The organism is Paludibaculum fermentans, from assembly GCF_051172195.1.
Taxonomy (GTDB): domain Bacteria; phylum Acidobacteriota; class Terriglobia; order Bryobacterales; family Bryobacteraceae; genus Paludibaculum; species Paludibaculum fermentans_A.
In genome coordinates this window covers 1-24,215 of record NZ_JBPJAQ010000004.1, presented here as the reverse complement: position 1 = coordinate 24,215, position 24,215 = coordinate 1, and the positions used below count along the sequence as shown (strand labels likewise).

The 24,215-nt window shown below is 62.3% G+C and carries 17 protein-coding genes; 14 read left to right on the top strand and 3 right to left on the bottom strand.

Translation table 11 applies throughout. The annotated features are described in order from the left end of the window. Positions 1-5 precede the first annotated feature (5 nt). From ACR9Y2_RS36910 to ACR9Y2_RS36865, 10 genes are all read left to right on the top strand, one after another. On the top strand, positions 6-1,241 hold the full coding sequence (locus tag ACR9Y2_RS36910; RefSeq protein ID WP_435046928.1) for a hypothetical protein: 1,236 nt from the start codon (positions 6-8) through the stop codon (positions 1,239-1,241). Positions 1,242-1,430: 189 nt separating this feature from the next. Further along, positions 1,431-10,199, top strand: coding sequence for an FG-GAP-like repeat-containing protein (locus ACR9Y2_RS36905; protein WP_435046927.1), 8,769 nt, complete (start codon positions 1,431-1,433; stop codon positions 10,197-10,199). A gap of 19 nt (positions 10,200-10,218) precedes the next feature. After that, entirely contained in the window at positions 10,219-10,863 is a 645-nt protein-coding gene (locus tag ACR9Y2_RS36900; RefSeq protein ID WP_435046926.1) for a hypothetical protein, read from the top strand. A 44-nt stretch (positions 10,864-10,907) separates the two neighbouring features. Beyond that, positions 10,908-11,690, top strand: coding sequence for an HpcH/HpaI aldolase family protein (locus ACR9Y2_RS36895; RefSeq protein WP_435046925.1), 783 nt, complete (start codon positions 10,908-10,910; stop codon positions 11,688-11,690). A 161-nt stretch (positions 11,691-11,851) separates the two neighbouring features. Next, complete coding sequence (locus ACR9Y2_RS36890; protein WP_435046924.1) at positions 11,852-12,808, top strand: ABC transporter ATP-binding protein; 957 nt, start codon at positions 11,852-11,854, stop codon at positions 12,806-12,808. Further along, entirely contained in the window at positions 12,808-13,575 is a 768-nt protein-coding gene (locus tag ACR9Y2_RS36885) for an ABC transporter permease (RefSeq protein ID WP_435046923.1), read from the top strand. The genes ACR9Y2_RS36890 and ACR9Y2_RS36885 overlap by 1 nt, the downstream gene beginning before the upstream one ends. An 18-nt stretch (positions 13,576-13,593) precedes the next feature. Continuing rightward, on the top strand, positions 13,594-14,982 hold the full coding sequence (locus ACR9Y2_RS36880) for a GldG family protein (protein WP_435046922.1): 1,389 nt from the start codon (positions 13,594-13,596) through the stop codon (positions 14,980-14,982). A 7-nt stretch (positions 14,983-14,989) separates the two neighbouring features. Next, on the top strand, positions 14,990-16,327 hold the full coding sequence (locus ACR9Y2_RS36875) for a DUF4340 domain-containing protein (protein WP_435046921.1): 1,338 nt from the start codon (positions 14,990-14,992) through the stop codon (positions 16,325-16,327). Further along, positions 16,324-17,643, top strand: coding sequence for a nicotinate phosphoribosyltransferase (locus ACR9Y2_RS36870; protein ID WP_435046920.1), 1,320 nt, complete (start codon positions 16,324-16,326; stop codon positions 17,641-17,643). Before ACR9Y2_RS36875 ends, ACR9Y2_RS36870 begins: the two co-directional genes overlap by 4 nt. Next, complete coding sequence (locus tag ACR9Y2_RS36865) at positions 17,640-18,167, top strand: cysteine hydrolase family protein (RefSeq protein WP_435046919.1); 528 nt, start codon at positions 17,640-17,642, stop codon at positions 18,165-18,167. The genes ACR9Y2_RS36870 and ACR9Y2_RS36865 overlap by 4 nt, the downstream gene beginning before the upstream one ends. 9 nt (positions 18,168-18,176) lie before the next feature. On the opposite strand, the gene rsfS is transcribed toward ACR9Y2_RS36865, so the two are convergent. After that, on the bottom strand, positions 18,177-18,578 hold the full coding sequence (gene rsfS, locus ACR9Y2_RS36860; protein ID WP_435046918.1) for a ribosome silencing factor: 402 nt from the start codon (positions 18,576-18,578) through the stop codon (positions 18,177-18,179). Positions 18,579-18,674: 96 nt separating this feature from the next. On the opposite strand from rsfS, the gene ACR9Y2_RS36855 reads away from it, so the two are divergent. From ACR9Y2_RS36855 to ACR9Y2_RS36845, 3 genes are read left to right on the top strand one after another with little or no spacing between them, the layout of a single operon-like run. Then, positions 18,675-19,388, top strand: coding sequence for a hypothetical protein (locus ACR9Y2_RS36855; protein WP_435046917.1), 714 nt, complete (start codon positions 18,675-18,677; stop codon positions 19,386-19,388). A gap of 54 nt (positions 19,389-19,442) precedes the next feature. Beyond that, on the top strand, positions 19,443-19,964 hold the full coding sequence (gene hpt / locus ACR9Y2_RS36850) for a hypoxanthine phosphoribosyltransferase (protein WP_435046916.1): 522 nt from the start codon (positions 19,443-19,445) through the stop codon (positions 19,962-19,964). A gap of 52 nt (positions 19,965-20,016) precedes the next feature. Then, a complete protein-coding gene (locus ACR9Y2_RS36845) occupies positions 20,017-21,939 on the top strand; it encodes an FAD-dependent oxidoreductase (RefSeq protein WP_435046915.1) in 1,923 nt (640 codons plus the stop codon). 109 nt (positions 21,940-22,048) lie between these two features. On the opposite strand, the gene ACR9Y2_RS36840 is transcribed toward ACR9Y2_RS36845, so the two are convergent. Both ACR9Y2_RS36840 and ACR9Y2_RS36835 read right to left on the bottom strand, forming a co-directional pair. Further along, positions 22,049-22,309, bottom strand: coding sequence for a hypothetical protein (locus tag ACR9Y2_RS36840; protein ID WP_435046914.1), 261 nt, complete (start codon positions 22,307-22,309; stop codon positions 22,049-22,051). Between the two features lie 94 nt (positions 22,310-22,403). After that, on the bottom strand, positions 22,404-23,627 hold the full coding sequence (locus ACR9Y2_RS36835; protein WP_435046913.1) for a sialidase family protein: 1,224 nt from the start codon (positions 23,625-23,627) through the stop codon (positions 22,404-22,406). A gap of 57 nt (positions 23,628-23,684) precedes the next feature. Here ACR9Y2_RS36835 and ACR9Y2_RS36830 point away from each other — a divergent pair. After that, the coding region (locus tag ACR9Y2_RS36830; protein ID WP_435046912.1) for a WD40/YVTN/BNR-like repeat-containing protein at positions 23,685-24,215 on the top strand (531 nt) is incomplete at its 3' end.

The window sequence follows — 24,215 nt, the reverse complement described above, 5'->3', positions numbered from 1 at the left end:
CCACGATGGCGGCCACGTCGCAAAATGGTGCTTCCACGCACGAAGCCCACGCCGGTGAACTGTTTGCAGGTATTCTGCAAAGCGCCGCATTCGTGAAGGCCCCGTCACTCCGCCAACTGCTCACCTTCCTTTGGGAACATCGCGACGGCACGATCAGCGAATACACCTTGGGTACCGAAGCCCTCGGACGTCCAGCCTCTTTTGACCCGCGTGTCGATGCCACAGTCCGGGTCGTTGTCGCACGTTTGCGCCAGAGGCTGAAGGACTACTATCTGTCCGAAGGCACACACTGCCCGCTCCGCCTCAGCGTCCCCCTGGGTGGGCACCAGCTCGTTGTTGAGTTCCTTGCACCAGAGACCGTACTGGAAGCGCCTGCGCCGGAAGCGCCTTCCCCTTCGCCTCGGCGGCCCTTCCCTTGGATCCCCTCTGCTGTTGTGTTCACTGCGGCGGCAGCCGGGCTGTTCATCGGGATCCTGGTGCCACGCCCAGGAGAGCCGCGTCCAGTCCTGCCCCGATTCTGGTCCGCATTCCTTCAGGGCGGGAACCCTACCTCCCTCTACGTGCCCACGCCCGTTTTCATCTCCTGGCCTGGCAGCCCGGTCAGGATGCGCGATGTGCGGATCAACGACGCCCGCCAGATGCTGGAGTCGGCCGAGATCGCGGAACTGGCGAAACGACTGGGTCCGCCGCGGATCACCCGCAACTACGCCGTAGGCCGGGACACCTTCGCCGCCGTGAAACTGGTTCAGTTCCTCGAGAAACGCGGCATCCACGTCCAGATGGCCGGGACGGATTCAATTGCCTCCGGTGAACCACCCGCCCGCAATGCCGTTTTGACCGGCACTTCCTGGAACAACCCTGGCGTAAAGGCCCTGGTTGGCGGCGCGAATTTCCAGATCGCCGCGGAAAGCACCGACGTGATCCTGAACCACGCACCCCGTCCCGGGGAACGGCCAGAGTATCGCCCACGCGACATCGCCGGAGGGCGCTCCGCCCAGTATGGCGTCATTCTGCAGCGGACCAGCCAGACTGGAACCAGGCAATTAGCGTTGGCCGGCTTCCACCCGGAAGCTCTGGTAAGTTTCCTCACTGAGCCTGGTCCGCTTGCTGAGCTGGAGAGTGCGTGGCAGAGTTCTGGATCGCCTTCAGATTTCGAGGCGCTGGTCGAAGTGGAAACCGAAGGCGAGCGGATTGCAGCCACCAAGCTGGAATCTTTCCGGATTCTGACTGTAACTCACTAAACACTGTTCGGGCGTGTTGGCTGGCTGGCCTCGACTGTGGCCTCGCTTACTTTCGCCTCGGTCTTGGTCTAGATATCCTGCCGCCTCAGCGAGTTGCGAACCTGCGTGCTGAATCTAATTGACAGGTTCCAGAATATTGGGCTAGTCTGATTGCCAATCTAATCATCCTATCTTGGGATTCGGAGGAGTGTGCGGTCAGCAGTACTGTTTTTGCTGTGGGCCGGAGTGTGTCTTGCGGGATCGGGGGATGCCGTCCGAGTTCAATTCGAGAACGCGCGTCCAGGGTCTCGTGTCACATTCCTGGACGGCGCCTCGGTATTGGGGGTGGGCACCGTCGGGCCTGACGGAATCGCCGCAATACCCGCCAAACTCGCGCCTGGTCGCCACGAAGTCCGAGCCGTCATCTGGTCGTCCGGTAACAGCCTGGGCCCGGTCCAGCGGCTGGCCGTGCCTACTTCGGGCCGCCCTGAATTCCAAGCCCGACACCCACTACAGCTCGCTGACCCGGCTCAGGCGCTCGCCGTCGCGGATCTGAATCGCGATGGATTGGCCGATGCCGTCGTGGCCACCTCCACCGGCGTCTACCTGCTGGCCGGCCGCGGAAATGGTGACTTTGACAGTGGCTCAAATGTATTCGGCCGGGCAGCGTCCGCCGTGGCTATTTGCGATTTTGATGGAGACGGATCGCTCGATCTGGCTGTGGCGGCAGCCGCCGGCATCGCGGTTCTGCGAGGTGACGGACAGGGCGGCTTCCAGGCCGGAGACGTTCTCGCATCATCGCTGCCTCAAGCGCTTGTCGTCGCCGACTTCACCGGGGATGGCATCCCCGACTTGGCGGACGCAGGTGTAGGCCTCCGTGTCTATCCCGGGAAAGGCAACCTCACCTTCGGCAGCCCCGTCATTGTCGATTCCGTAACGCATTTCACTTCATTGGCCGCGGCGGATTTTGACCGCGATGGAATCCTCGATCTCGCGGCGTCTGCCGCCCGTGCGCCCCGGGTTGCTGTCTTCCGCGGCCGGCCGGGCCTTGGATTTGCGCTGGCCGCCGAACTCAATGCTGGCGGTCCTGTGGCCGAACTGGGTGTCTTCTCAGCGTCCGGCGGCTCCGGTCCGCACCTCCTGCTCCGAATCAGCGGCAGCGACAAGGCCAGCCTCATGGCCAACGAGGGTGGTATGGCCTTTCGCACTCCAGTTTCCGTGGAAGGCTTGGTTCTCAACAGCGGAACGGTGCAGTCCGCCGACCTCAATGGCGATGGTGCCTTGGATCAGATTCGTGTGCTCGATGCCACGGGCCGCGCAGCCAGTGACATCCGGGCCGCCGGCCGCTGGAGCATCGTCAAGACCCATCAGGGGCAGTTCTATCGCGGCCTGCCCTACGCCACCTTCCAGATCATTGTGAACGGTCCGCGGCAGGCACCCGAGGTCTTCGACACATTGCCCGCGGGACTGACGCTTTTGAACGCCTATGGTCCCGCTTGGGAATGCATCACCGATAGCGGCCCCCTGCACTGCTGGGGCTATGGCGAGTTGGACCAGAACGGGAACTTCCCCCCGCTCACGGTAGAGGTCAGCGTTGACCAGAATGCTCCACTGACGATGACGAACACCGCCACGGTCACCGATGGTGCTACTTCCAGCGACACCATCGTCCTGCCATCATTTGGCGTTGCAGATCTCACAATATCGAAAACACATACAGACCCCTTCACGCCAGGCCAAGTGAATGCTCAATATGAGATCACCGTCTCAAATGTCGGCAATAGCGCCACCAACGGTTCCGCGGTCGGAGTCCAGGACACACTCCCGGCCGGACTGACCGCCACTTCCCTCACCGGCAACGGTTGGAATTGTACTCTCGCGACCCTGAGCTGCGTCCGGGGCGACGTCCTGGCCGCAGGCGCCAGTTATCCGAAAATCGTCCTCCTGGTCACGGTCGCCTCGAATGCTTCCACCTTCGTCACCAACGAGGCGACCGTGTCCGGCGGTGGCGACTACAACCCCGCGAACAACATCGCCCTCGACTACACCAGCGTCCTGCAACCCGACCTCAGCGTCTTCAAGACCCACTCCGGCCAGTTCCAGCGCGGCCAGCAAGGCGTCCAATACACCATCTTCGTCACAAACACAGGCGGGTTGGATGTCACCGGCACCACGACCCTCACTGAGCAGCCGCCCGCCGGGCTGACGATCACTGGCCTTGCGGGTGCCGGGTGGAACTGCAGCCTCGCGCTTCTCACCTGCACCATCGCTTCCACCTTGGCACCCGGCTCGTCGTACAACCAGGTGAACGTCACCGCGGACGTCTCCGCCAACGCGCCGCCCCTGCTTGCAAACGCCGTCTCCGTTTCAAATGCCAGCGACGCCGACCCCTCCAACAACACATACTCCGACCCCACCTCCATTGACGTATTGGGCCCGGATCTCACCCTCGACAAGTCGCACACCGGCTCCTTCACCGCGGGACAGGGCGGCCAGTACCTGCTGACCGTCTCCAACCTGTCCGCCTATCCCATCACCAGCATCGTGACCGTGACAGAGACGCCGCCGGCGGGTATGACTGTGACTGGCATGTCGGGCAGCGGGTGGAACTGCAATACGGCCACCCTGCTCTGCACGGCGCCGGTGAATGGGGGAGTGCTCCCCGCCAGTCCCATCACCGTCACCGTCCTGGTCGACGCCAACGCCTCCGGTACGCTGACCAACCAGGCTGCAGTGAGCGGCGGCGGAGACGTTTACGCCGGCAACAATTCGGACTCCGACCCCACCAGCGTTCAATCGCAACCCGCCGGTGTAGATCTACGCATCAGCAAGTCGCACACCGGCAACTTCCGGCAGGGCCAGTTGGATGGGCACTACACGCTTCACGTCAGCAACCTCGGTTCAGCCGAGCCCACAGGCAACGTTACGGTGACTGAAAACCCGCCCGCCGGGATGGTTGTGACGTCCATGAGCTCCATGCTCTGGACCTGCAACACGGGATCCTGCACAGCGCCTCCGGCCACCTACACCACGCCAATCAACGTGACCGTGCATGTTGATCCGAATGCGCCCGCCCTCCTCACCAACCAGGCGAGCGTCAGCACCAGCGGCGATGTTGATCTCTCCAACAACACCGCCCAGGACGACACCGTCATCGAGCCGGCATCGCCGGACTTGACCATCACCAAGTCGCACACCGGGGACTTCGCCCGTGGCCAGAATGGGGTCACCTACACACTGCTGGTTTCCAATGTGGGCAACGCGCCATCGTATGGAACCATCACGGTCACCGAGGCGCCGCCCGCTGGACTCACCATTACGGCGATCTCGGGCCAGAACTGGAGCTGCAGCCTCGCCACGCTCTCGTGTACCAATCTGCAGCAGTTCATCATTCCTCCGGGATCCCCGGCGCAACCTATCACTGTGACAGCGAACGTCAGCACCACGGCCGACGATCTCATCAACCAGGCAACGGTTAGCGGCGGGGGCGATGCGACGCCGGGCAACAATACGGCTTCCGATCCAACCCACATCACCGGACCGAACCTGCGCATCACCAAGACGCACAATGGCAACTTCTATCAGGGGCAGCTCAACGCGGTTTACACCATCGGCGTCACAAACGTGGGAGACAGTGAACCCACGGGCTCGATCACGGTACAGGACATCGCGCCGCAGGGCATGACGGTCACAAGCATGAGTTCACTCGTTTGGACCTGCAATGCGGGCAGTTGTACCGCTCCACCCTCTACCTACACAGCGCCCATCACCGTCACCGCCCGCATCGATCCCAATGCGCCGGCCCAATTGACCAATCGCGCGACCGTCAGCACGTCGGGTGACATCGACCCTTCAAACAATACCGCGGATGATCCGGCTACCATCGACCCGGCATCGCCGGACTTGACCATCACCAAGACCCACACCGGGAACTTCGCCCGTGGCCAGAATGGGGTCACCTACACCCTGCTGGTTTCCAATGTGGGCAATGCGCCATCGTATGGAACTATCACGGTGACCGAGGCGCCGCCGGCCGGACTCACCATTACGGCGATCTCGGGCCAGAACTGGAGTTGCAGCCTCGCCACGCTCTCGTGTACGAATTTGCAGCAGTTCATCATCCCTCCCGGATCCTCAGCTCAGCCGATTGCGGTTACTGCGAATGTGGACCTGAACGCCGCGGTCGACCTGGTGAACCAGGCAAGCGTAAGCGGAGGCGGGGATGCCACTCCGGGGAACAATGGGGCCTCCGACCCAACCCACACCACGGGTCCGAACCTGCGAATCACCAAGACGCACAACGGCAACTTCTATCAGGGGCAGCTCAACGCGGTTTACACCATCGGCGTCACCAACGTGGGCGAGAGCGAACCCGCGGGCTCGATTACAGTGCAGGACATCGCGCCACAGGGCATGACAGTCTCGAGCATGAGTTCGCTGGTTTGGACGTGCAATGCGGGCAGTTGTACCGCTCCTCCTGCTACCTACACAGCACCCATCACGGTCACGGTCCACATCGACCCCAACGCACCGGCCCAGTTAACCAATACGGCAACCGTCAGCACGGCGGGAGACAGCGACACCTCGAACAATACGGCACAGGATCCCACCACCATCGATCCCGCCTCACCAAACCTCACCCTCGCCAAGACCCACGTCGGCAATTTCGCAAGGGGCCAGAACAACGTCACCTATAGCCTGACAGTGTCGAATACCGGCAATGCGCCTTCCTACGGAACCATCACGGTCACAGAAGCTCCGCCTGCTGGACTGACCATCACGTCGATTTCGGGCCAGAACTGGAGCTGCAGCCTTGCGACACTCTCGTGTACCAATCTGCAGCAGTTCGTCATTCCTCCCGGATCCCCGGCGCAACCTATCACAGTGACAGCGAACGTCAGCACCACGGCCGCCGCCGATCTCATCAACCAGGCAACGGTTAGCGGCGGAGGCGATGCGACGCCGGGCAACAATACGGCCGCCGATCCAACCCACATCACCGGACCGAACCTGCGCATCACCAAGACGCACAACGGCAACTTCCATCAGGGGCAGCTCAACGCGGTTTACACCATCGGCGTCACAAACGTGGGAGACAGTGAACCCACGGGCTCGATCACGGTACAGGACATCGCGCCGCAGGGCATGACGGTCACGAGCATGAGTTCGCTGGTGTGGACGTGCAATGCGGGCAGTTGTACCGCTCCACCCTCTACCTACACAGCGCCCATCACCGTCACCGCCCGCATCGATCCCAACGCGCCGGCCCAATTGACCAATCGCGCGACCGTCAGCACGTCGGGTGACATCGACCCTTCAAACAACACCGCGGATGATCCGGCCACCATCGACCCGGCATCGCCGGACTTGACCATCACCAAGACCCACACCGGGAACTTCGCCCGTGGCCAGAATGGGGTCACCTACACCCTGCTGGTTTCCAATGTGGGCAATGCGCCATCGTATGGAACTATCACGGTTACCGAGGCGCCTCCGGCCGGACTCACCATTACGGCGATCTCGGGCCAGAACTGGAGTTGCAGCCTCGCCACGCTCTCGTGTACCAATTTGCAGCAGTTCATCATCCCTCCCGGATCCTCGGCACAACCCATCATCGTGACGGCGAACGTCAACACCTCGGCCCCTGCTGATTTCATCAATCAGGCGGTCGTCAGCGGGGGAGGAGACACTTCGCTGGGGAACAATACGGGCTCCGACCCAACCCACACCACGGGTCCGAATCTCCGCATCACCAAGACGCACAACGGCAACTTCTCTCAGGGGCAGCTCAACGCGGTTTACACCATCGCCGTCACGAATGTGGGCGAGAGCGAACCCACGGGCTCGATCACGGTGCAGGACATCGCGCCGCAGGGCATGACGGTCACAAGCATGAGTTCGCTGGTGTGGACGTGCAATGCGGGCAGTTGTACCGCTCCTCCTGCTACCTACACAGCACCCATCACGGTCACGGTCCGCATCGACCCCAACGCACCGGCCCAGTTAACCAACACGGCAACCGTCAGCACCGTGGGAGACAGCGACACCTCGAACAATACGGCACAGGATCCCACCACCATCGATCCCGCCTCACCAAACCTCACTCTCGCCAAGACCCACACCGGCAATTTTGCAAGGGGCCAGAACAACGTCACCTATAGCCTGACAGTGTCGAATACCGGCAATGCGCCTTCCTACGGAACCATCACGGTCACCGAGGCGCCGCCCGCTGGACTGACCATCACGTCGATTTCGGGCCAGAACTGGAGCTGCAGCCTTGCGACACTCTCGTGTACCAATCTGCAGCAGTTCGTCATTCCTCCCGGATCCCCGGCGCAATCTATCACAGTGACAGCGAACGTCAGCACCACGGCCGCCTCCGATCTCATCAACCAGGCAACGGTTAGCGGCGGGGGCGATGCGACGCCGGGCAACAATACGGCCGCCGATCCAACCCACATCACCGGACCGAACCTGCGCATCACCAAGACGCACAACGGCAACTTCCATCAGGGGCAGCTCAACGCGGTTTACACCATCGGCGTCACAAACGTGGGAGACAGTGAACCCACCGGCTCGATTACAGTGCAGGACATCGCGCCGCAGGGCATGACGGTCACGAGCATGAGTTCGCTGGTGTGGACGTGCAATGCGGGTAGTTGTACCGCTCCACCCTCTACCTACACAGCGCCCATCACCGTCACCGCCCGCATCGATCCCAATGCGCCGGCCCAATTGACCAATCGCGCGACCGTCAGCACGTCGGGTGACATCGACCCTTCAAACAACACAGCGGATGATCCGGCCACCATCGACCCGGCATCGCCGGACTTGACCATCACCAAGACCCACACCGGGAACTTCGCCCGTGGCCAGAATGGGGTCACCTACACCCTGCTGGTTTCCAATGTGGGCAACGCGCCATCGTATGGAACTATCACGGTGACCGAGGCGCCTCCGGCCGGACTCACCATTACGGCGATCTCGGGCCAGAACTGGAGTTGCAGCCTCGCCACGCTCTCGTGTACCAATCTGCAACAGTTCATCATCCCTCCCGGGTCCCCGGCGCAACCCATCATCGTGACGGCGAACGTCAACACCTCGGCCCCTGCTGATTTCATCAACCAGGCGGTCGTCAGCGGGGGAGGAGACACTTCGCTGGGGAACAATACGGGCTCCGACCCAACCCACACCACGGGTCCGAATCTCCGCATCACCAAGACGCACACCGGCAACTTCTCTCAGGGGCAACTCAACGCGGTTTACACTCTCAGCGTCACGAATGTGGGCGAGAGCGAACCCACGGGCTCGATCACGGTGCGGGACATCGCTCCGCAGGGCATGACAGTCGCGAGCATGAGTTCTCTGGTGTGGACATGCAATGCGGGCAGTTGTACCGCTCCGCCCTCTACCTATACAGCACCCATCACCGTCACGGTCCGCATCGATCCCACTGCGCCGGCCCAGTTGACCAACACGGCGACAGTGAGCACACCCGGCGATGTGGATACGTCAAACAACACCGCACAGGACCCAACGTCCATCGACCCGGCCGCCCCGGACCTGACCGTGACGAAATCGCATGCGGGCACCTTCGCGCGAGGACAGGCCGGCGTGACTTATACCCTGCTGGTCTCCAATGTGGGCAACGCACCGTCCTATGGAACCATTACGGTAACCGAGGCGCCTCCAGCCGGTCTCACCATCACTGCGATCTCGGGCCAGAACTGGTCGTGCAGTGTCGCCACGCGCTCCTGCACCAACCTGCAGCAATTCATCCTCGCGCCCGGCTCTTCGGCCCAACCCATCACCGTGACGGCGAACGTCGACTATAGCGCACCGGTCGAGTTCCTGAATCAGGCTGCGGTCAGCGGCGGCGGCGACACAACGCCAGGCAACAACACCGCTTCCGACCCGACGCGCACGACGGGCCCCGATCTCCGCATCACCAAGACGCACACCGGCAACTTCCGCCAGGGGCAACTGGCAGCTCACTATACAATCCAGGTAGTGAACGATGGTGACGGGCCGCCCACGGGAACCATCCGGGTGACCGAAATCGCGCCGCCTGGAATGACCGTGGCGAGTATGAGCTCCCCCGCCTGGGTCTGTGCCAATCTCACCTGTTCGACCACCGCAGCCACCCTCGCCACGCCCATCGACGTCACGGTGCGCATCGACAGCACCGCCGCGGGAGTTTTGACCAACACCGCCACCGTCGCCACCGACGGCGATCCCAACACCTCGAACAACACCGCCCAGGATCTCACCATCATTGAGCCGGCCGTGCCCGATCTCATCGTCAACAAGAGCCACGCCGCTAACTTCACGCAAGGGCAGCTCGGCGCTTCGTACACGATCTCGGTAATCAACGTCGGCACCGGTCCCACGGCAGGCACGGTAACCGTAGCTGACGTGCTGCCGCCATCAGGCCTCGCCGCGACCTCCATCGGTGGAGCCGGTTGGGCCTGCGTCCTCGCCACCCTCACCTGCACCCGAAACGACTCGCTGCCCTCAGGCAGTGTCTATCCGCCGGTAACCGTATTGGTGGACGTGGCCACCAACGCGCCTGCCAACCTCACGAATCAGGCCCAGGTCTCCGGCGGCGGAGAAGTCGTCACGCTCAACAACACCTCAATTGACGCCACTTCCATCGTGCAGACGACGCTTAACGTGACTGTGACTCCAGGCCTTCCGGTGCTCGACCGTGTCACGGGCCGCCTCGTCCAGTCCGTCTCCATTCAGAACAACGGGCCTAATCTCACTGCTTCTGCCCTGGTGCTCGACAGCCTGGGCGCCGGCCTCACCCTCTTCGCGCCCTCAGGGTTCACGGCCGCCACTCTGCCCGCCGGCAGTCCCTTCGTCGAGGCCGGCCCCATCACCTCCGGCGCGGCTGTTGTGGTGAGGTTGGAATTCACCAGGATCGGGGCAGTTCCCATCACTTACACGCCAAGAGTGCTCGGACCGGGGCCCAGATAGTCGAGCGGAGGATACTGAATTGAGAACCCCAGGACTTCAGTTGCTGCTGGCCTTGGCGATTGGCGGAATCACGGCCCACGCCGCCACCGTCTACTCCAACCCAGCCGTCGGTAGCCCCGAAACGGCCTTCTTCAGCGTCGGCCCCTATATCGAAATCGGCGACCAGATCCAGTTGGCGGGGACGGCCCGCTCCGCGACCCAAGCCACCGTACAGCTATACAACCCTGGCGCCGCTGGCACGTTCGACGCCATCCTCCGCTTCTATGCGGTGGGTGCGCCGGTGGGCGCCCCCATCAGTCCGGACTACACTCTGCTCGGCCAGACCGCGCCTGCCTCCTCAGACTTCCTCCTCGTCTTCCCCTTGGCGGCATTCGTAGCGCCCGACAACCTGATCTTCACCTTGGAGATTCAGAACACCTCTGCGGCCCTGGATTTGGGCCTCGACCTCTACAATCCGCCCTCCATCGGCTCCAGCGACGCCTCGTTCCTAGTCGTCCGTCCGGCCTCCTTCTCCCAGCTATCGGGCCTCCAGACGGCCAATCTTTACTTCCAATTGGAGGCGGATCCACTCGGTGGTGCGCCGGTGCCGGAGCCCGGGACCCTGGCCCTGTCGGCACTTGCCCTGTCCGCGCTGCTCCTCCTCGCCAAACCGTCCCAGTCCTGAACCGTCCAGTTGCCACGGGCCCAGTTGATACAATCAAGGTCCGCATGAACACGCAAACTAAGGCCGCTCAACTCAAGGAACGCCTGCTGGCCGGTGAGACCGTGTTGGGCTGCTTTCTGAGTCTCGGCTCTCCCCTGACGGCTGAATTGATGGGCCTCGCCGGCTACGACTGGTCGCTCATCGACCTCGAGCACGGCGCGGGCGGGGAAGTCGAAGCCCTGGCCCAGATGCAGGCCCTCTCCGCCACTTCATCAGCTGCCATTGTTCGCGTGGAATCGAATGCCCGGCAGCGCGCCCACCGCGTGCTGGATTGCGGCGCCCACGGCGTCATGTTCCCTCGCATTGATACCGAAGAGGATGCCCGCGCCGCCGCCGCCGCCATGCGCTATCCGCCGCTCGGCGTGCGCGGAGTCGCATTCTCCAATCGTGTTTGCGAATACGGGGCGAACTTCCGGCCCTATCTGGAAGCGTCCGCCACCGCCCTGCTCACCATTGTCCAGATTGAGACCCGCACGGCCGTCGAGAATGTCGATGCCATCGCCGCCGTTGATGGAGTCGACGTGCTGTTCATCGGCCCCTCGGATCTATCTCATTCCTATGGGGTTCTGGGCCAGTTCGACCACCCGGAATTCAGCGCCGCCATTGCGAAAACCGTCGAGGCTGCCCGCCGCCACGGCAAAGCACTCGGCATCCTGCTCCCGAAGCCCGACGATCTGGAACACTACCGGTCCCTGGGCTTCCATTTCATCGCCTCCGGCTCCGACGCCGTCCTCCTGAACAATGCCGCCCGCTCGCTGGTGCACAATCTGCGCACCCAACTGGCGTGACCACCACCGTTCTTGGACGTTGTCAATCCCTTTGCTGCAGCATTGACAGTACCTTAAGCTCTTTTTTATCCTCATATTCGTCAAGCTCACGAGATGAGGACGAAGACCGTCTATTTCTCCTGGGACGGAACTCGTCCCACATCCCCGTTAAGGATGAATAAATGATCAAGGTCGAAGGACTGACCAAGCGTTACGGCCGCAATGTCGCCGTGCAGGGCATCAGCTTCGAAGTGGAAAAGGGCCAGATTGTGGGTTTCCTGGGGCCGAACGGCGCCGGTAAGACCACCACCATGCGCATCCTTACCTGCTTCATGCCGCCCACCCAAGGCACAGCTCATGTAGCGGGCTTCGACGTGCTCGAAGAGCCCATGCAGGTCAAGAAGCGGATTGGCTATCTGCCTGAAAACCCACCAGTTTACCCGGAAATGGAAGTTGAGGAGTATCTTCACTTCGTTGGACGGTTGAAGGGTATTCCCGGCGCTGAACTGGCCAAACGCGTCGACGAAGTGGCCGAACGCTGCGCCGTCGCCGATGTCCGCAAGAAGCTCATCGGCAAGCTTTCCAAAGGTTACCGGCAGCGCGTCGGCCTGGCTCAGGCCATCATTCACAATCCCGACGTGCTGATCCTCGACGAACCCACCGCCGGCCTCGATCCCAAACAGATCCACGAGACCCGCGACCTCATCCGCTCCCTCGCCGGCGAGCACACCATCATCCTGTCCACCCACATCCTGCCCGAAGTCGAACAGACCTGCGACCACGTCGTGATCATCACCCGCGGCCGCATCGTCGCAACCGACTCTGTGCAGAACCTCACTTCCCGCCTGCGCGGCCAGGAAGCTGTCGCCGTCCAGGTCTCCGGTGGCGACGAACCCGTCATCCGCCAGCGCCTGGAGCAGGTGGCCGGCGTCAGCCGCGTCGTAGCCCGCGATACCCACAACGGGCTCCACTCCTTCGAGGTCGAATCCCTGCCCGGCAAGAATGTTCGCGCTGAAGTGGCCCGCGCCGTGGTGGAATCCGGCTGGAACCTCAGTGAACTGCGCGCCGTGGCCCTGAGCCTGGAAGACGTCTTCCTGGAACTCACCGCCACCGAGAAGCCCGGCGAAGGAGCAAAATAATGACCAACGTCATCACCATCTGCCAGAAGGAACTGAAGAGCTACTTCTCCTCGCCCATCGCATACCTCCTCATGGCGATGTTTGCCATCGTCTTCGGCTTCTTCTTCTGGAACGCCGTCGGCTACTTCGTCAACATCAGCTTCCAGTCGCAGGCCATGGGCCGCAGCTTTCCAATGGATGTGAACGAGATGATCATCCGCCCCCTGCTGATGAACGTTTCCGTCATCGGGCTGTTTCTCATCCCGCTCATCTCCATGCGCCTGTTCTCGGAAGAGAAGCGCTCCGGCACCATCGAACTGCTGCTCACCTCGCCCATCCACGACGCCGAGATCATCATCGGCAAGTGGCTGGCCGCGGTCGCCCTCTATGGCTGCATCCTGCTCATCAGCGGACTCAACTTCTTCTTCCTGTTCGCTTACGGCAAGCCCGACTGGAAACCCCTGGTCATCGGCTACCTCGGCCTCATCCTCCAGGCCGGCGCGCTGCTGGCCATCGGAGCGTTCGTCTCCACCCTCACCCGCAATCAGATCATCGCCGGCGCCGTCACCTTCTCCGTCTGCCTGCTGCTCTGGGTCTTTGAATGGGTCGCCGGCTACGAGACCTCTACCTGGGCCTCCGTCATGGGCTACATGTCGGTCGTCCGCCACTTCGAGCCCTTCTCCAAGGGCGTAATGGATACACGCGACGCGGTCTACTTCGCGTCCATGATCTTCCTGGGACTGTTCCTCACGGCGCGCAGCCTGGAATCGCTCCGCTGGAGAGCGTAAACGCGAGGAGACACCACAATGAGCAACACCTGGATGAAAAGCCGCCAGACCAAGTACACCGCCTATGCCGGCGTCTACATCGTCGTCATCATCGCGGTCCTCGCCACCGTCAACTTCCTGGCCAACCGCTACAACAAATCCTTCGACGCGACCTCCAACAAGCGCTACTCCCTCTCCGACCAGACCATTAAACTCGTCTCCGGCCTGAAGCAGGACGTCACCATCTCCTACTTCGACGAAACCACCGGCTTCGCCAAGGCAAAAGACCTGCTCGACCGTTACGACAACCTCTCCACTAAGCTCTCCGTCGCCTACATCGACCCCTTCAAGAAGCCGCAGCTCGCCAAGCAGTACGGCATTACCCAGACCGGAACCATCGTCCTGCAGTCCGGCGACAAGCGCCAGGAAGCCCGCTCCGTCAGCGAGGAAGAGCTCACCTCGGCCATCATCCGCCTGCAGAAGACTGGCGAACGCACGGCTTGCTTCACCACCGGCGCGGGAGAGCACTCCCTCGAAGACACCACCAACAGTTCCTATGGCGGCGTGAAGGACTTGGTCGCCAAGAACAACTACAAAACCCAGGTCATCAACCTGATGGAAAAGCCGGAAGTGCCCGCGACCTGCTCTCTCGTCGTGGTCGGCGGACCCAAAGTTGACTATCCGCAGCCGGTCGTCGACGCTTTGAAGAAGTACATCGAGGATGGCGGCCGCGGCCTCTTCCTCTCCGATCCTCCGCTCAAAACCGGCAAGGAAACCGTCGCCGAGAACAAGGCGCTGCTCGATTTGTTGGGCAGTTGGGGCGTCACGCTTCAGGCCAACCTCGTCCTCGATACATCCGGCCTCGGCAGCCTCTATGGCATGGGCCCCGAAGTGGCCCTAGCGACCCGTTACGAAACCCATCCCATCGTCCGTGAAATGAAGCGCACTGCCACCGCCTTCCCGCTGGTCCGCTCCCTTGAGGTGAAACCCACCGACAAGACCACGGCTGAGAAACTGGTGTCCACCTCCACCAACTCCATCGCCGCCACCAACCTCAACGCGGCCGGTGGCGCCATCACCATGCCCAAGGGCGACACCCAGTCCTATGCAGTCGCCGCCGCCGGCACCTACCGTACCGGCAAACAGAAGGACAACAACAACGTCGAAGGCCGCTTCGTCGTCGTCGGCTCTTCCGATTGGATCTCGAATTATGCGCTCGGCTTCGCCGGCAATCGTGATCTCGTCATGAACATGCTCAACTGGCTCACTAATGACGAAGACCTCATCTCCATCCGTCCCAAGGATCCGGAAGACCGCCGCATCCAGCTCACCGGATCGCAGATGCTCATGGTCCGCATGGTCAGCCAGTTCCTCATCCCGATTTTTGTCATCATCTTCGGGATCATGGTCTGGTGGCGCAGGAGGTAACCGGCCCATGAAAGCGAGAGGATTACTCGTCGCCGTCGTCCTGCTGGCGGCCCTCGGCGGAGCTGTCTACTGGTCCAACAAACAGCAGAAGGAGGACGCGGCTAAACCGCCCGCCGACGCGCCTCCCAAGATCCTGACCCTCAACGAAGGGGACATCACCGCCGTCGACATCAAACGGCGCGAAGGGGAGACCACCTCCCTCAAACGCGGCTCGTCCAATGTCTGGACCGTCACCGCGCCGCAGGCTTTCGACACCGATCGCGACGCCATCAACAACCTGCTCACCGGGCTCACCTCCCTCAGTTCCGAGAAGGTGATCGAAGAGAAACCCACCGACCTCTCTGGTTTCGGCCTGAAGGCGCCCACCGTCCAGGTTGTCGTCTCCCTAAAAAACGGCAAGACCCGTACCGTCAGCATCGGCGACGAAGCACCCGTCGGCGGAGCCACGTTTGTCCAGGTGGACGGCGATGCTCGCGTCTTCACCATCGCTTCCGCCACGCGCGCCACCCTCGACAAGCTCGCCGTCGACTTCCGCGATAAACGCCTGCTCAAGTTCGATGTGACGAAGCTCGCACGCCTGCAACTCACCGTGAAGGGCGTCGTTCTCGAATTCTCCAAGAATGGCCAGAACGAGTGGACCATCGTCAGCCCCAAACCGATGCGAGCCGATGGCTGGCAGGTGGAAGAGCTGGCGCGTAAACTCACCGACGCCAAGCTCGATCCGCTGCTGACGTCCGATCAGCAGGCCGAAATCGCAAAACAGTTCGCCGCTTCGGCGCCGGTCGCCGCCATCGCTATCACCGACGCCGCCAACACCCAGAAACTAGAAGTGCGCAAAAACAAGGAGAACAAGTTCTACGCCAAGTCCAGCGTGGTGGACGGCTTCCATCTCATCACCGATGAGATCGGCAAGGCCCTCGACAAGACGCCCGAGGACTTCCGCAATAAGAAGCTCTTCTCCTTCGGCTTCAACGACCCCACTCGCGTCGATTATAAGGACGCCGCCAAACAGCTCAATGCCAGTAAGGCTGGCGACCGTTGGGTGGCAAACACGAAGACCATGGATTCCGTCGGCATCCAGTCGCTCATCGACCGCCTGCGCGACCTCTCCGCCGTTAAGTTCCCTGATTCCGGTTTCACCACGCCCGAGATCGAAATCGGCGTCACTTCGCAGGACGGCAAGGTCACCGAGAAGGTGTCCATCTCCAAGGCCGGCGATCACTACATTGCGCGCCGCGAGGGAGAACCGTCACTCTATGAGTTGGAGGCCAAAGCCGTGTCCGATCTACAAAAAGCAGCCAGCGACGTGAAGGAGCGGCCACCGGCGAAGGGCGCCGGAAAGTGAGCGCCCTACTCACCGACCTTTACCAACTCACCATGGCCGCCGGTTACTGGTGTGCCGGCAAAACCAGTGAAGTAGCCACCTTCGAACTCTTCGTCCGGCGCCTGCCGCCGAATCGCAACTTCATCCTGGCCGCCGGCCTCGACCAGGCGCTCGAGTATCTCCTCAACGTCCGCTTCACTGAGGAGGAGATCCTCTACCTCAAAGGGTTGCCGCAGTTCCACCGCGTGCCGGAGGGCTTCTTCGATGCCCTCCGCGCCTTCCGCTTCACCGGCGATGTCTTCGCCGCTCGCGAAGGCACGCCTCTGTTCCCCGGTGAGCCCATCCTCACCCTGCGCGCACCGCTGCTCGAAGCCCAGATCCCCGAAACCTTCCTGCTCGCCACCATCGGCTTCCAGACCCTCATCGCCACCAAGGCCGCGCGCATCGTCGACGCTGCAGGAGGCCGCTCCGTCGTCGAATTCGGCACCCGGCGCGCCCATTCGCCCGATGCCGGGGTCTATGCCGGACGTGCCGCCTTCATCGGAGGCTGCACCGGTACCTCGAATACCCTCACCGGCATGCGCTACGGCATCCCTGTGTTCGGCACCGCCGCCCACTCCTGGGTCCAGAGCTTCCCCACGGAGTTGGAGGCTTACCAGCGCCTGCAGGACCTGCTGGGCCCCGCCACCACGTATCTCATCGATACCTACGACACGCTGGAAGGCGCGCGCCGCGCCGTCTCCCTCGGCAAGCCCATGTGGGGCGTCCGCCTCGACAGCGGCAACCTCGTCGAACTCGCCCGCGCCGTCCGCACAATCCTCGACGACGCCGGCCATAACGACGCCAAAATCATGGCCACCGGCGACCTGAACGAATACAAGATCCTCGAACTCGTCGCCACCGGCGCGCCCATCGACGTCTATGGCGTCGGCACCGAACTGGCGACCTCCTCCGATGCGCCCAGCCACGGCGCAGTCTACAAACTGGTGGAACTCGACGCCAACGGCTCACGCCGCTTCACCGCCAAGATCAGCCCGGATAAGTCCACCGTGCCCGGCGCCAAGCAGATCTTCCGCTACCCAGGCCACGACATCGTCGGCCGCGCTTCCGAGTGCTTCCTGCAGGGCTGCGAAGCCATGCTGCGCCCCGTCATGCTAGGCGGCGAGATCGTCGGACATCGGCCCAGCGCCAGCGAGGCCCGCCAGTACGCCCGCGAAAGCCTCGACCGCCTGCCGAAGAAATACCGCAGCCTCTTCGAGTGCGACCCGCCCTACCGCATCGAACACAGCGCCGAACTCATCCAACTCACTGAAGAGTTCCGCCGGAGCGAACGATGAAGACCGTCTTTTTCGACATCGATACGCAGTTCGATTTCGTCAACCCCGCCGGAGCCCTCTACGTCCCCGGCTCCGAGCACATCATTCCCAATGTCGCGCGTCTCAATCGCTACGCCGCGGACCATGCGATCCCGCTCATCTCTACCGCCGACGCACACACCGAAACCGACCCCGAGTTCGCCTCATGGCCGCACCACTGCGTCACCGGCACACTCGGCCAGCGCAAACCGGCGCCCACACTCGTCGGCCAGATCGTTTTAACCAAGCAGTCTGTGGATTGTTTTACGATACCCGGCCTGCCCGCCCTGCTCGACGAACTGGGCGCGCAGCGCTGCGTCGTCTATGGCGTAGTCACCGAAATCTGCGTGAAACACGCAGTCTTCGGGCTTCTGAGGACAGGCAGGTACGTGGAACTCGTCACCGATGCGGTGAAGAGCCTGAATGAGGACGCCGCGGCGCAAATGCTTCGCGACCTCGCCGCCCAGGGCGGCGTGGCGACCACCGTCGACGCCGTCTGCCGCTGATCGGCCTGCTTAGGCCGCGGCTTCCGGAGGAATCGGCACGTCCTTGGCATCACGCCACAGACGCTCCAGTTGATAGTACTCCCGCTTCTCTTCCGAGAAGATGTGCACAATCAGGTCGCCGAAGTCCCCGAGAATCCATTCGCCATTCTCGAAGCCTTCCACGTTGATCGGCGCCTCGCCGGCCTCTTTCTTCATGCGCAGGGCAATCTCGTCCCAGATCGCCTGGTTCTGGCGCTGGTTCGTACCTGTGCAAATGAGGAAATAATCGGCGAAGGAGGTGACCTCGCGGAGGTCCAAAATGCGGATGCCATCTGCCTTTTTGGCTTCGGCTGCCCGCAATGCAAGCTGCCACGTGGGGCTTTCCGTGACGACCGCAGTAGCTACTGCCCCATTTTCTTTAGGTTTCCGCAAGCGTTCTGAGTGGAACTACTCCTTATGCCGTATCGTACTACAATAAGAACAGTGCGCAAGTGTTTTGTTAGTTTGGCGTTCCTTCTCATAGGAAGCTTGCAGGCGCAGAACCTCTACTCGCGTCATCAGCTCCTCGACCGCGCTCTCACCAGCGCTGCCGATATCGGTGACGATATGATCCTCAAACGCACGCTCTACGGCACCTTGCGCCCCGACGAGATCAGCATCGAACAGGCCGACGAGATGGTCGCCGCCTCCCAGCGCCGCTTCGACCGCATCAAGGACCTCGTCGAGCAGGTCAAACCCCTCATCGAACAGGGGATTTACGCCCGCAACGAACTCACGCCCATCCTCGAGGAACTCGACTACCGCCGCCGCACCCTCACTCTCGCCGAGTCCCGCGCCCGCTTCCTGCGCGAAATCGCCGATATGGCCAAAGCCGAACAGGCACTCGAGGCCAATCGCGAAGAGGAAGGCCCCAAGCCTGTGCAGGAGCGTTACGACGGCAACGGCCTGTTCACCCCCAGCCTGATGCGCGACGTCGTCCTCTCCTACGAAAAGCAGTTCGCCAAGGCCCTCCCCATCAGCGCCAATGGCGAAACCGCCATCCACAAGGCCATGGGCTACGACCACCGCGGCCGCATCGATGTCGGCCTCAGCCCCGATACGCCCGAGGGCATCTGGCTCCGCCAATATCTCGAGTCGAAGAAGATTCCTTACTACGCTTTCCGGACAGCGATCCCCGGTCGCGCCACCGCTGCCCATATCCACATCGGCCCGCCCAGCAATCGCCTGCGCGCCGCTGACTAGACTACCCCACAGTCCGTCTCTCCTCCCGGCGCCCCGTTATGCCAGACTGATCGCATGGCGTCTCCTAAAATCGAAGTCCTCATCTCCCACGACGAAATCCAGACCCGCATCGCTGCCCTCGGCGCACAGATTACCGCCGATTACGAGGGCCGCTCCATTGTTCTAGTGGGCGTTCTGAAGGGCTCGTTCATGTTTCTGGCCGACCTCGTACGCCACATCAACCTCCCCCTGCGCATCGAATTCATTGGCACCAAAAGTTACGAAGGCACCACCACCTCCGGCCAGGTGCAGTTGACCAAAGACCTCGACAAACCAATTCAGGATGAGGATGTGCTGCTCGTCGAGGACATCATCGACACCGGCCTCACCCTCAACTACCTCCAGCAGGTCATGACCCAACGTGCGCCACGTTCCCTCAAGATTGCCTCGTTCCTCGACAAGCCCTCCCGTCGCCGCATCGCCGTCGAGGGCGACTACATCGGCTTCACCATCGAGGACAAATTCGTCATCGGCTACGGCCTCGACTTCAATCAGCGCTATCGCAATCTCAGGGATCTCTGCATCCTCGTCCCCTAACTCCCGCCCAATCTTCTCAGCCTGACATCTGAAATTTTATATAGTTAACTGTATGAAGCGCCGCGACCTCTTTACCGCCTTCCCCTTCACGGGCTACTCCCTGGCCGTGCTCGCGCAGGACCTCCACGCCCAGTCCCTGCCCCCCGCCAAGCCCGACTTCGACATCGTCGCGCCGCCTAAAAATCGTCCCAAGTCCGTCCAGCACGAGCCCAATATGACGCTCGTCGAACTCAAAGCTGACATCTTCATTGCCGGTGGCGGGCTCGCCGGAGTCTGCGCCGCCCTCAGCGCTGCCCGCAACGGAGCCAAGGTGGTCCTCGTCCAGGACCGCTCCCGCCTCGGTGGCAACTCCTCCAGCGAAGTCAAAATGCACGTCGTCGGCGCCAATTCCCACCGCAGCCGCCCCGGTTGGCGCGAAGGCGGCCTCGTGGAAGAACTCCGACTCGACGATGCCGCCGGCAACCCGCAGCGCAGTTGGGAGATGTGGGACCTCCTCCTCTACGACAAGGTCGTCAGCGAGAAGAACATCACCGTCCTACTGGAGACCACCCTCTACAGCGTGGTCAAAAAAGGCGACGCCATCGACCACGTCATGGCTCGCTGCGACAAGAGCGAACACCTCTACCGCGTCCACGCCCCCATCTTCCTCGACTGCACGGGCGACTCCCGCCTCGGCCTCGAGTCCGGAGCCCTCATGCGCACCGGCCGTGAGGCCCGTTCCGAGTTCAACGAGTCCCTGGCGCCCGAGAAGCCCGACGAAGAGACGCTCGGCTCCAGCATCCTCTTCACGTCCCGCGATTTCGGCCGCCCCATGCCGTTCACCCCGCCCAGTTGGGCCCGTAAAGTCACCAAGGAGCAATTGCGCTTCCGGCCCACCAAGACCTGGGAGTACGGCTACTGGTGGATCGAGTGGGGCGGCAACCTGAACACCATCTGGGACAACGAACGCATCCGCTACGAATTGCTCGCCATCGCCCTCGGCGTCTGGGATTACATCAAGAACAGCGACAACCACCCCGATTCCGCCAATTGGGCCCTCGACTGGCTCGGCATGATGCCCGGCAAACGCGGCAGCCGCCGCCTGGTCGGCGACCACCTCCTCACCCAGCACGACCTTCTCAAAGGCGAGTTCGACGATGCTGTCGCCATCGGAGGCTGGCCCATGGACGATCACCCGCCCGGAGGCTTCGACCGCTCCGAACTGCCGCCCAACACGGTGCTCCGCACACCGGAGGTCTACAACATCCCCCTCCGCTCCCTATATAGCAAAAACGTGCCAAACCTCATGATGGCCGGCCGCAACATCAGCGCCACCCACGCGGCCTTCACCTCCACCCGAGTCATGGCCACCTGCGCCTGCGTTGGCCAGGCGGCCGGTACCGCCGCCGCCCAATGCGTCTCCGCCGGAATCCTCCCGCGTCAGCTAGCCCAGGACCGCACCCGCGTCCAGGCCCTCCAGCAACTCCTCCTCCGCCAGGATCAGTCTCTCCGCGGCGTCAGGAACGAGGACGCGCTCGACTTCGCGAAACAGGCGAAAGTGCAGGCCTCCGGCAGCGAGGAACACTATCCAGCGCAGAACATCCTCGACGGCTGGGTTCGCGACATCCCCGGCAAAGAGGTTCATCAGTGGGCCGGCCGGCTCGCCTCCGATGGCGCCTGGATCGAACTCCAGTGGCCGCGCCCGGTGAAACTCTCGAGTATCCAACTCACGTTCGACACCGGCTTCCAGCGCGAATTGACGCTGTCTTCCTCCGATGGCGTGACCAAAGGCATCGTGCGAGCTCCTCAGCCTGAGACAGTGAGGGACTACCGCATCCTGGCGGGCGGCAAGGAGTTGGCCGTAGTCACAGGAAATCATCAGCGCCTGCGCCGTCACCAGTTCGAAGCAGTCACAACAGACAAACTGCGCATCCACATCACGGCCACCAACGGCAGCGAGCTGGCGCGCCTCTTCGAAATCCGGGCCTACGCCTGACACATCAGCAAACCGAGCCGCGACAAATTGAGCCGCGACCGTAAGGGAGCGGAGGAATCACACAGCGCCCCAAGGGCCTCCCTACTTCGGTCGGGCTATCCTTGCACGCCTAGAAATGCCGCGGCAAATGCAGCACCTTGAACAGAGGCTCCCCTGCGCCCCAAACCAGCAGGAACAGGAACGCACTCCCCAGCGCTACGTCATAGTTGCGCCCGGCCTCCTGGGCCAGCGGCGGCATCAGGCCCAGGCCCAAGGCCACAGCCACAGCCAACGCATGCCAATACCAGCGGATGTGGCTGAACCGCCACAATAGGAAAACAGCAACAACCATCGAGACCAGGTAGGAAATCACGACCACGGAATTGTTCACGGTTACCTCCCAGCCGTACCGGAGGAACCGGATGCCCGCCTCCTGCCGGCCGCGGCTTGACTGCGCCTTCAATATAGCGCCGGTAACCGTGGTGTCAATGGGTCGTTTCCGCCGGATCCCCTTCCATCACCCACTCCAGACTAAAATGCGCATGACGAATCGTCTTGTGCGGCTCCGTCTGTGCAAGATGATTCAGGAACACGCTATAACTCGCGTGGATCGTCCCATCCGGAGCCTGCACAATCGCCGGATAATGGAACGAACCCGGCTTCTCCGCCCGCTTGTCCAACTCAATATGCCGGTTCCATTTCCAGGTCTTCCCCTCGTCATTTGAGATCGACAGGCACAACGAATTCCGCCCCCGCTCCGTGTCATTGTTGATCATCAGCCAGCGGCCGTCCTTCAACGTCAACACCTCCACGCCCGTCCCGGAGTTCGGAATATCCGTATCCTCCGCGAACGTCCACGTCTCGCCGTTGTCCTTCGATTCACTCCTCATCAGGCGCTTCGGCGGCGGACCGTTATCCCGCATATACGCCACCAGCCCCCCGTCCTTCTTGATCGCGAACGACGGTTGGATATTGCCGTTGCCCACAATCGGGTCCGACGCGTGCCACGTCAGCCCGTTGTCGTCGCTGATCGCCGCCAGGCTGATGCTGTAACCGTCTGAATACAACCCCACCACAATCCGGCCCGAGGCCAGTTGCACCGGATGCGGCCGGTTCATCCAGCCCATCCGCGAAAAGTACTTGTCCTTGGCCTTCTCCAACTCGCGCTTCCAGTAATCGCCCTCGCGGCCCGACGTGTAGCGCGACCCGAACTCCTGCACCCGCTCCACAAGGTGGTTCGGCTTCAGCAGCATGATGTCGCCCCGGTCCCACTTCGGAACCCCGTCGCCGTTATAGTTCGACGACACCCGGTAGCTCGTAATCGCCGACTCCCACGTGTTCGCCACAATCGTCTGCCAGAACAGCCACAACCGCTTATCCCGGTCCAGGAACAGCGTCGGATTCGTATCCGGGAACTCCGGCACATCCGCCAGCACAAACGGAGCCGACCAACCCTTCGCCCCTTTCCGCTTGCGCGCCCCCATCACCTGCACGTCATCCGCCTGGCGCTCTCCGGAGCCCCGGTACCAGCAGACGAAGAGATCCCCATTGGGCAGATACAGAATGCTCGAGGCGTGATTGTGTTTCGCCTCCAGCGGAAAGACGTCCTCTTTTTCGACAAACGGTTTCTCAGCCAGGGCGGTGCCGGCGAACAACAGGGCCGGAAGTAGCAAACGGGACAACGTGGTTTTCATTGCGATTTCAGCCATTCTCTCTCATTGCACGGCGCGGAAGGAATGCGCCCCGTTACACTACGAAGAAGAACAATGAGAGTAGCAACGCTTCTGGTGGGTTCGATTCTCTGCGGCGCCGCCATCCACGCCCAATCCTGGACCCCGCAAAACAGCCCCACCACCGCCTCCCTGCGCGGCGTCCGAGCCGTCAGCGATCGTGTCGTCTGGGCCAGCGGCTCCCATGGCACCTTCCTCCGCACTGTCGACGGCGGCGACCATTGGATCGCGGCTCAGGTCCCCGGCGCCGAAAAGCTCGACTTCCGCGGCATCTGGCCCGTCGACGAACGCATCGCTTACCTCATGAGCGCCGGACCCGGTGATCTCTCCCGCATCTACAAAACCGAAGACGCTGGAGCCCACTGGACCCTCCAATACACCCAATCCAATGCCAAGGGCTTCTTCGACACCATCGCCTTCTGGGACGGCCATACCGGCCTCGTCCTCGGCGACCCGCTCGACGGTAGCGCCGAACTCCTCTCCACCACCGACGGCGGAGCCCATTGGTCGCGTCTCCAGACACCCCCGGCCCTGCCCGGGGAGGGCGCCTTCGCCGCCAGCAACCCC

Excerpts from the sequence above, each read along its gene's own strand:
- ACR9Y2_RS36910 (WP_435046928.1), top strand. The coding sequence starts at position 6 with ATGGCGGCCACGTCGCAAAATGGTGCTTCCACGCACGAAGCCCACGCC.
- ACR9Y2_RS36895 (WP_435046925.1), top strand. The coding sequence starts at position 10,908 with ATGAACACGCAAACTAAGGCCGCTCAACTCAAGGAACGCCTGCTGGCC.
- ACR9Y2_RS36890 (WP_435046924.1), top strand. The coding sequence starts at position 11,852 with ATGATCAAGGTCGAAGGACTGACCAAGCGTTACGGCCGCAATGTCGCC.
- ACR9Y2_RS36885 (WP_435046923.1), top strand. The coding sequence starts at position 12,808 with ATGACCAACGTCATCACCATCTGCCAGAAGGAACTGAAGAGCTACTTC.
- ACR9Y2_RS36880 (WP_435046922.1), top strand. The coding sequence starts at position 13,594 with ATGAGCAACACCTGGATGAAAAGCCGCCAGACCAAGTACACCGCCTAT.
- ACR9Y2_RS36875 (WP_435046921.1), top strand. The coding sequence starts at position 14,990 with ATGAAAGCGAGAGGATTACTCGTCGCCGTCGTCCTGCTGGCGGCCCTC.
- ACR9Y2_RS36865 (WP_435046919.1), top strand. The coding sequence starts at position 17,640 with ATGAAGACCGTCTTTTTCGACATCGATACGCAGTTCGATTTCGTCAAC.
- hpt (WP_435046916.1), top strand. The coding sequence starts at position 19,443 with ATGGCGTCTCCTAAAATCGAAGTCCTCATCTCCCACGACGAAATCCAG.
- ACR9Y2_RS36845 (WP_435046915.1), top strand. The coding sequence starts at position 20,017 with ATGAAGCGCCGCGACCTCTTTACCGCCTTCCCCTTCACGGGCTACTCC.
- ACR9Y2_RS36835 (WP_435046913.1), bottom strand. The coding sequence starts at position 23,627 with ATGGCTGAAATCGCAATGAAAACCACGTTGTCCCGTTTGCTACTTCCG.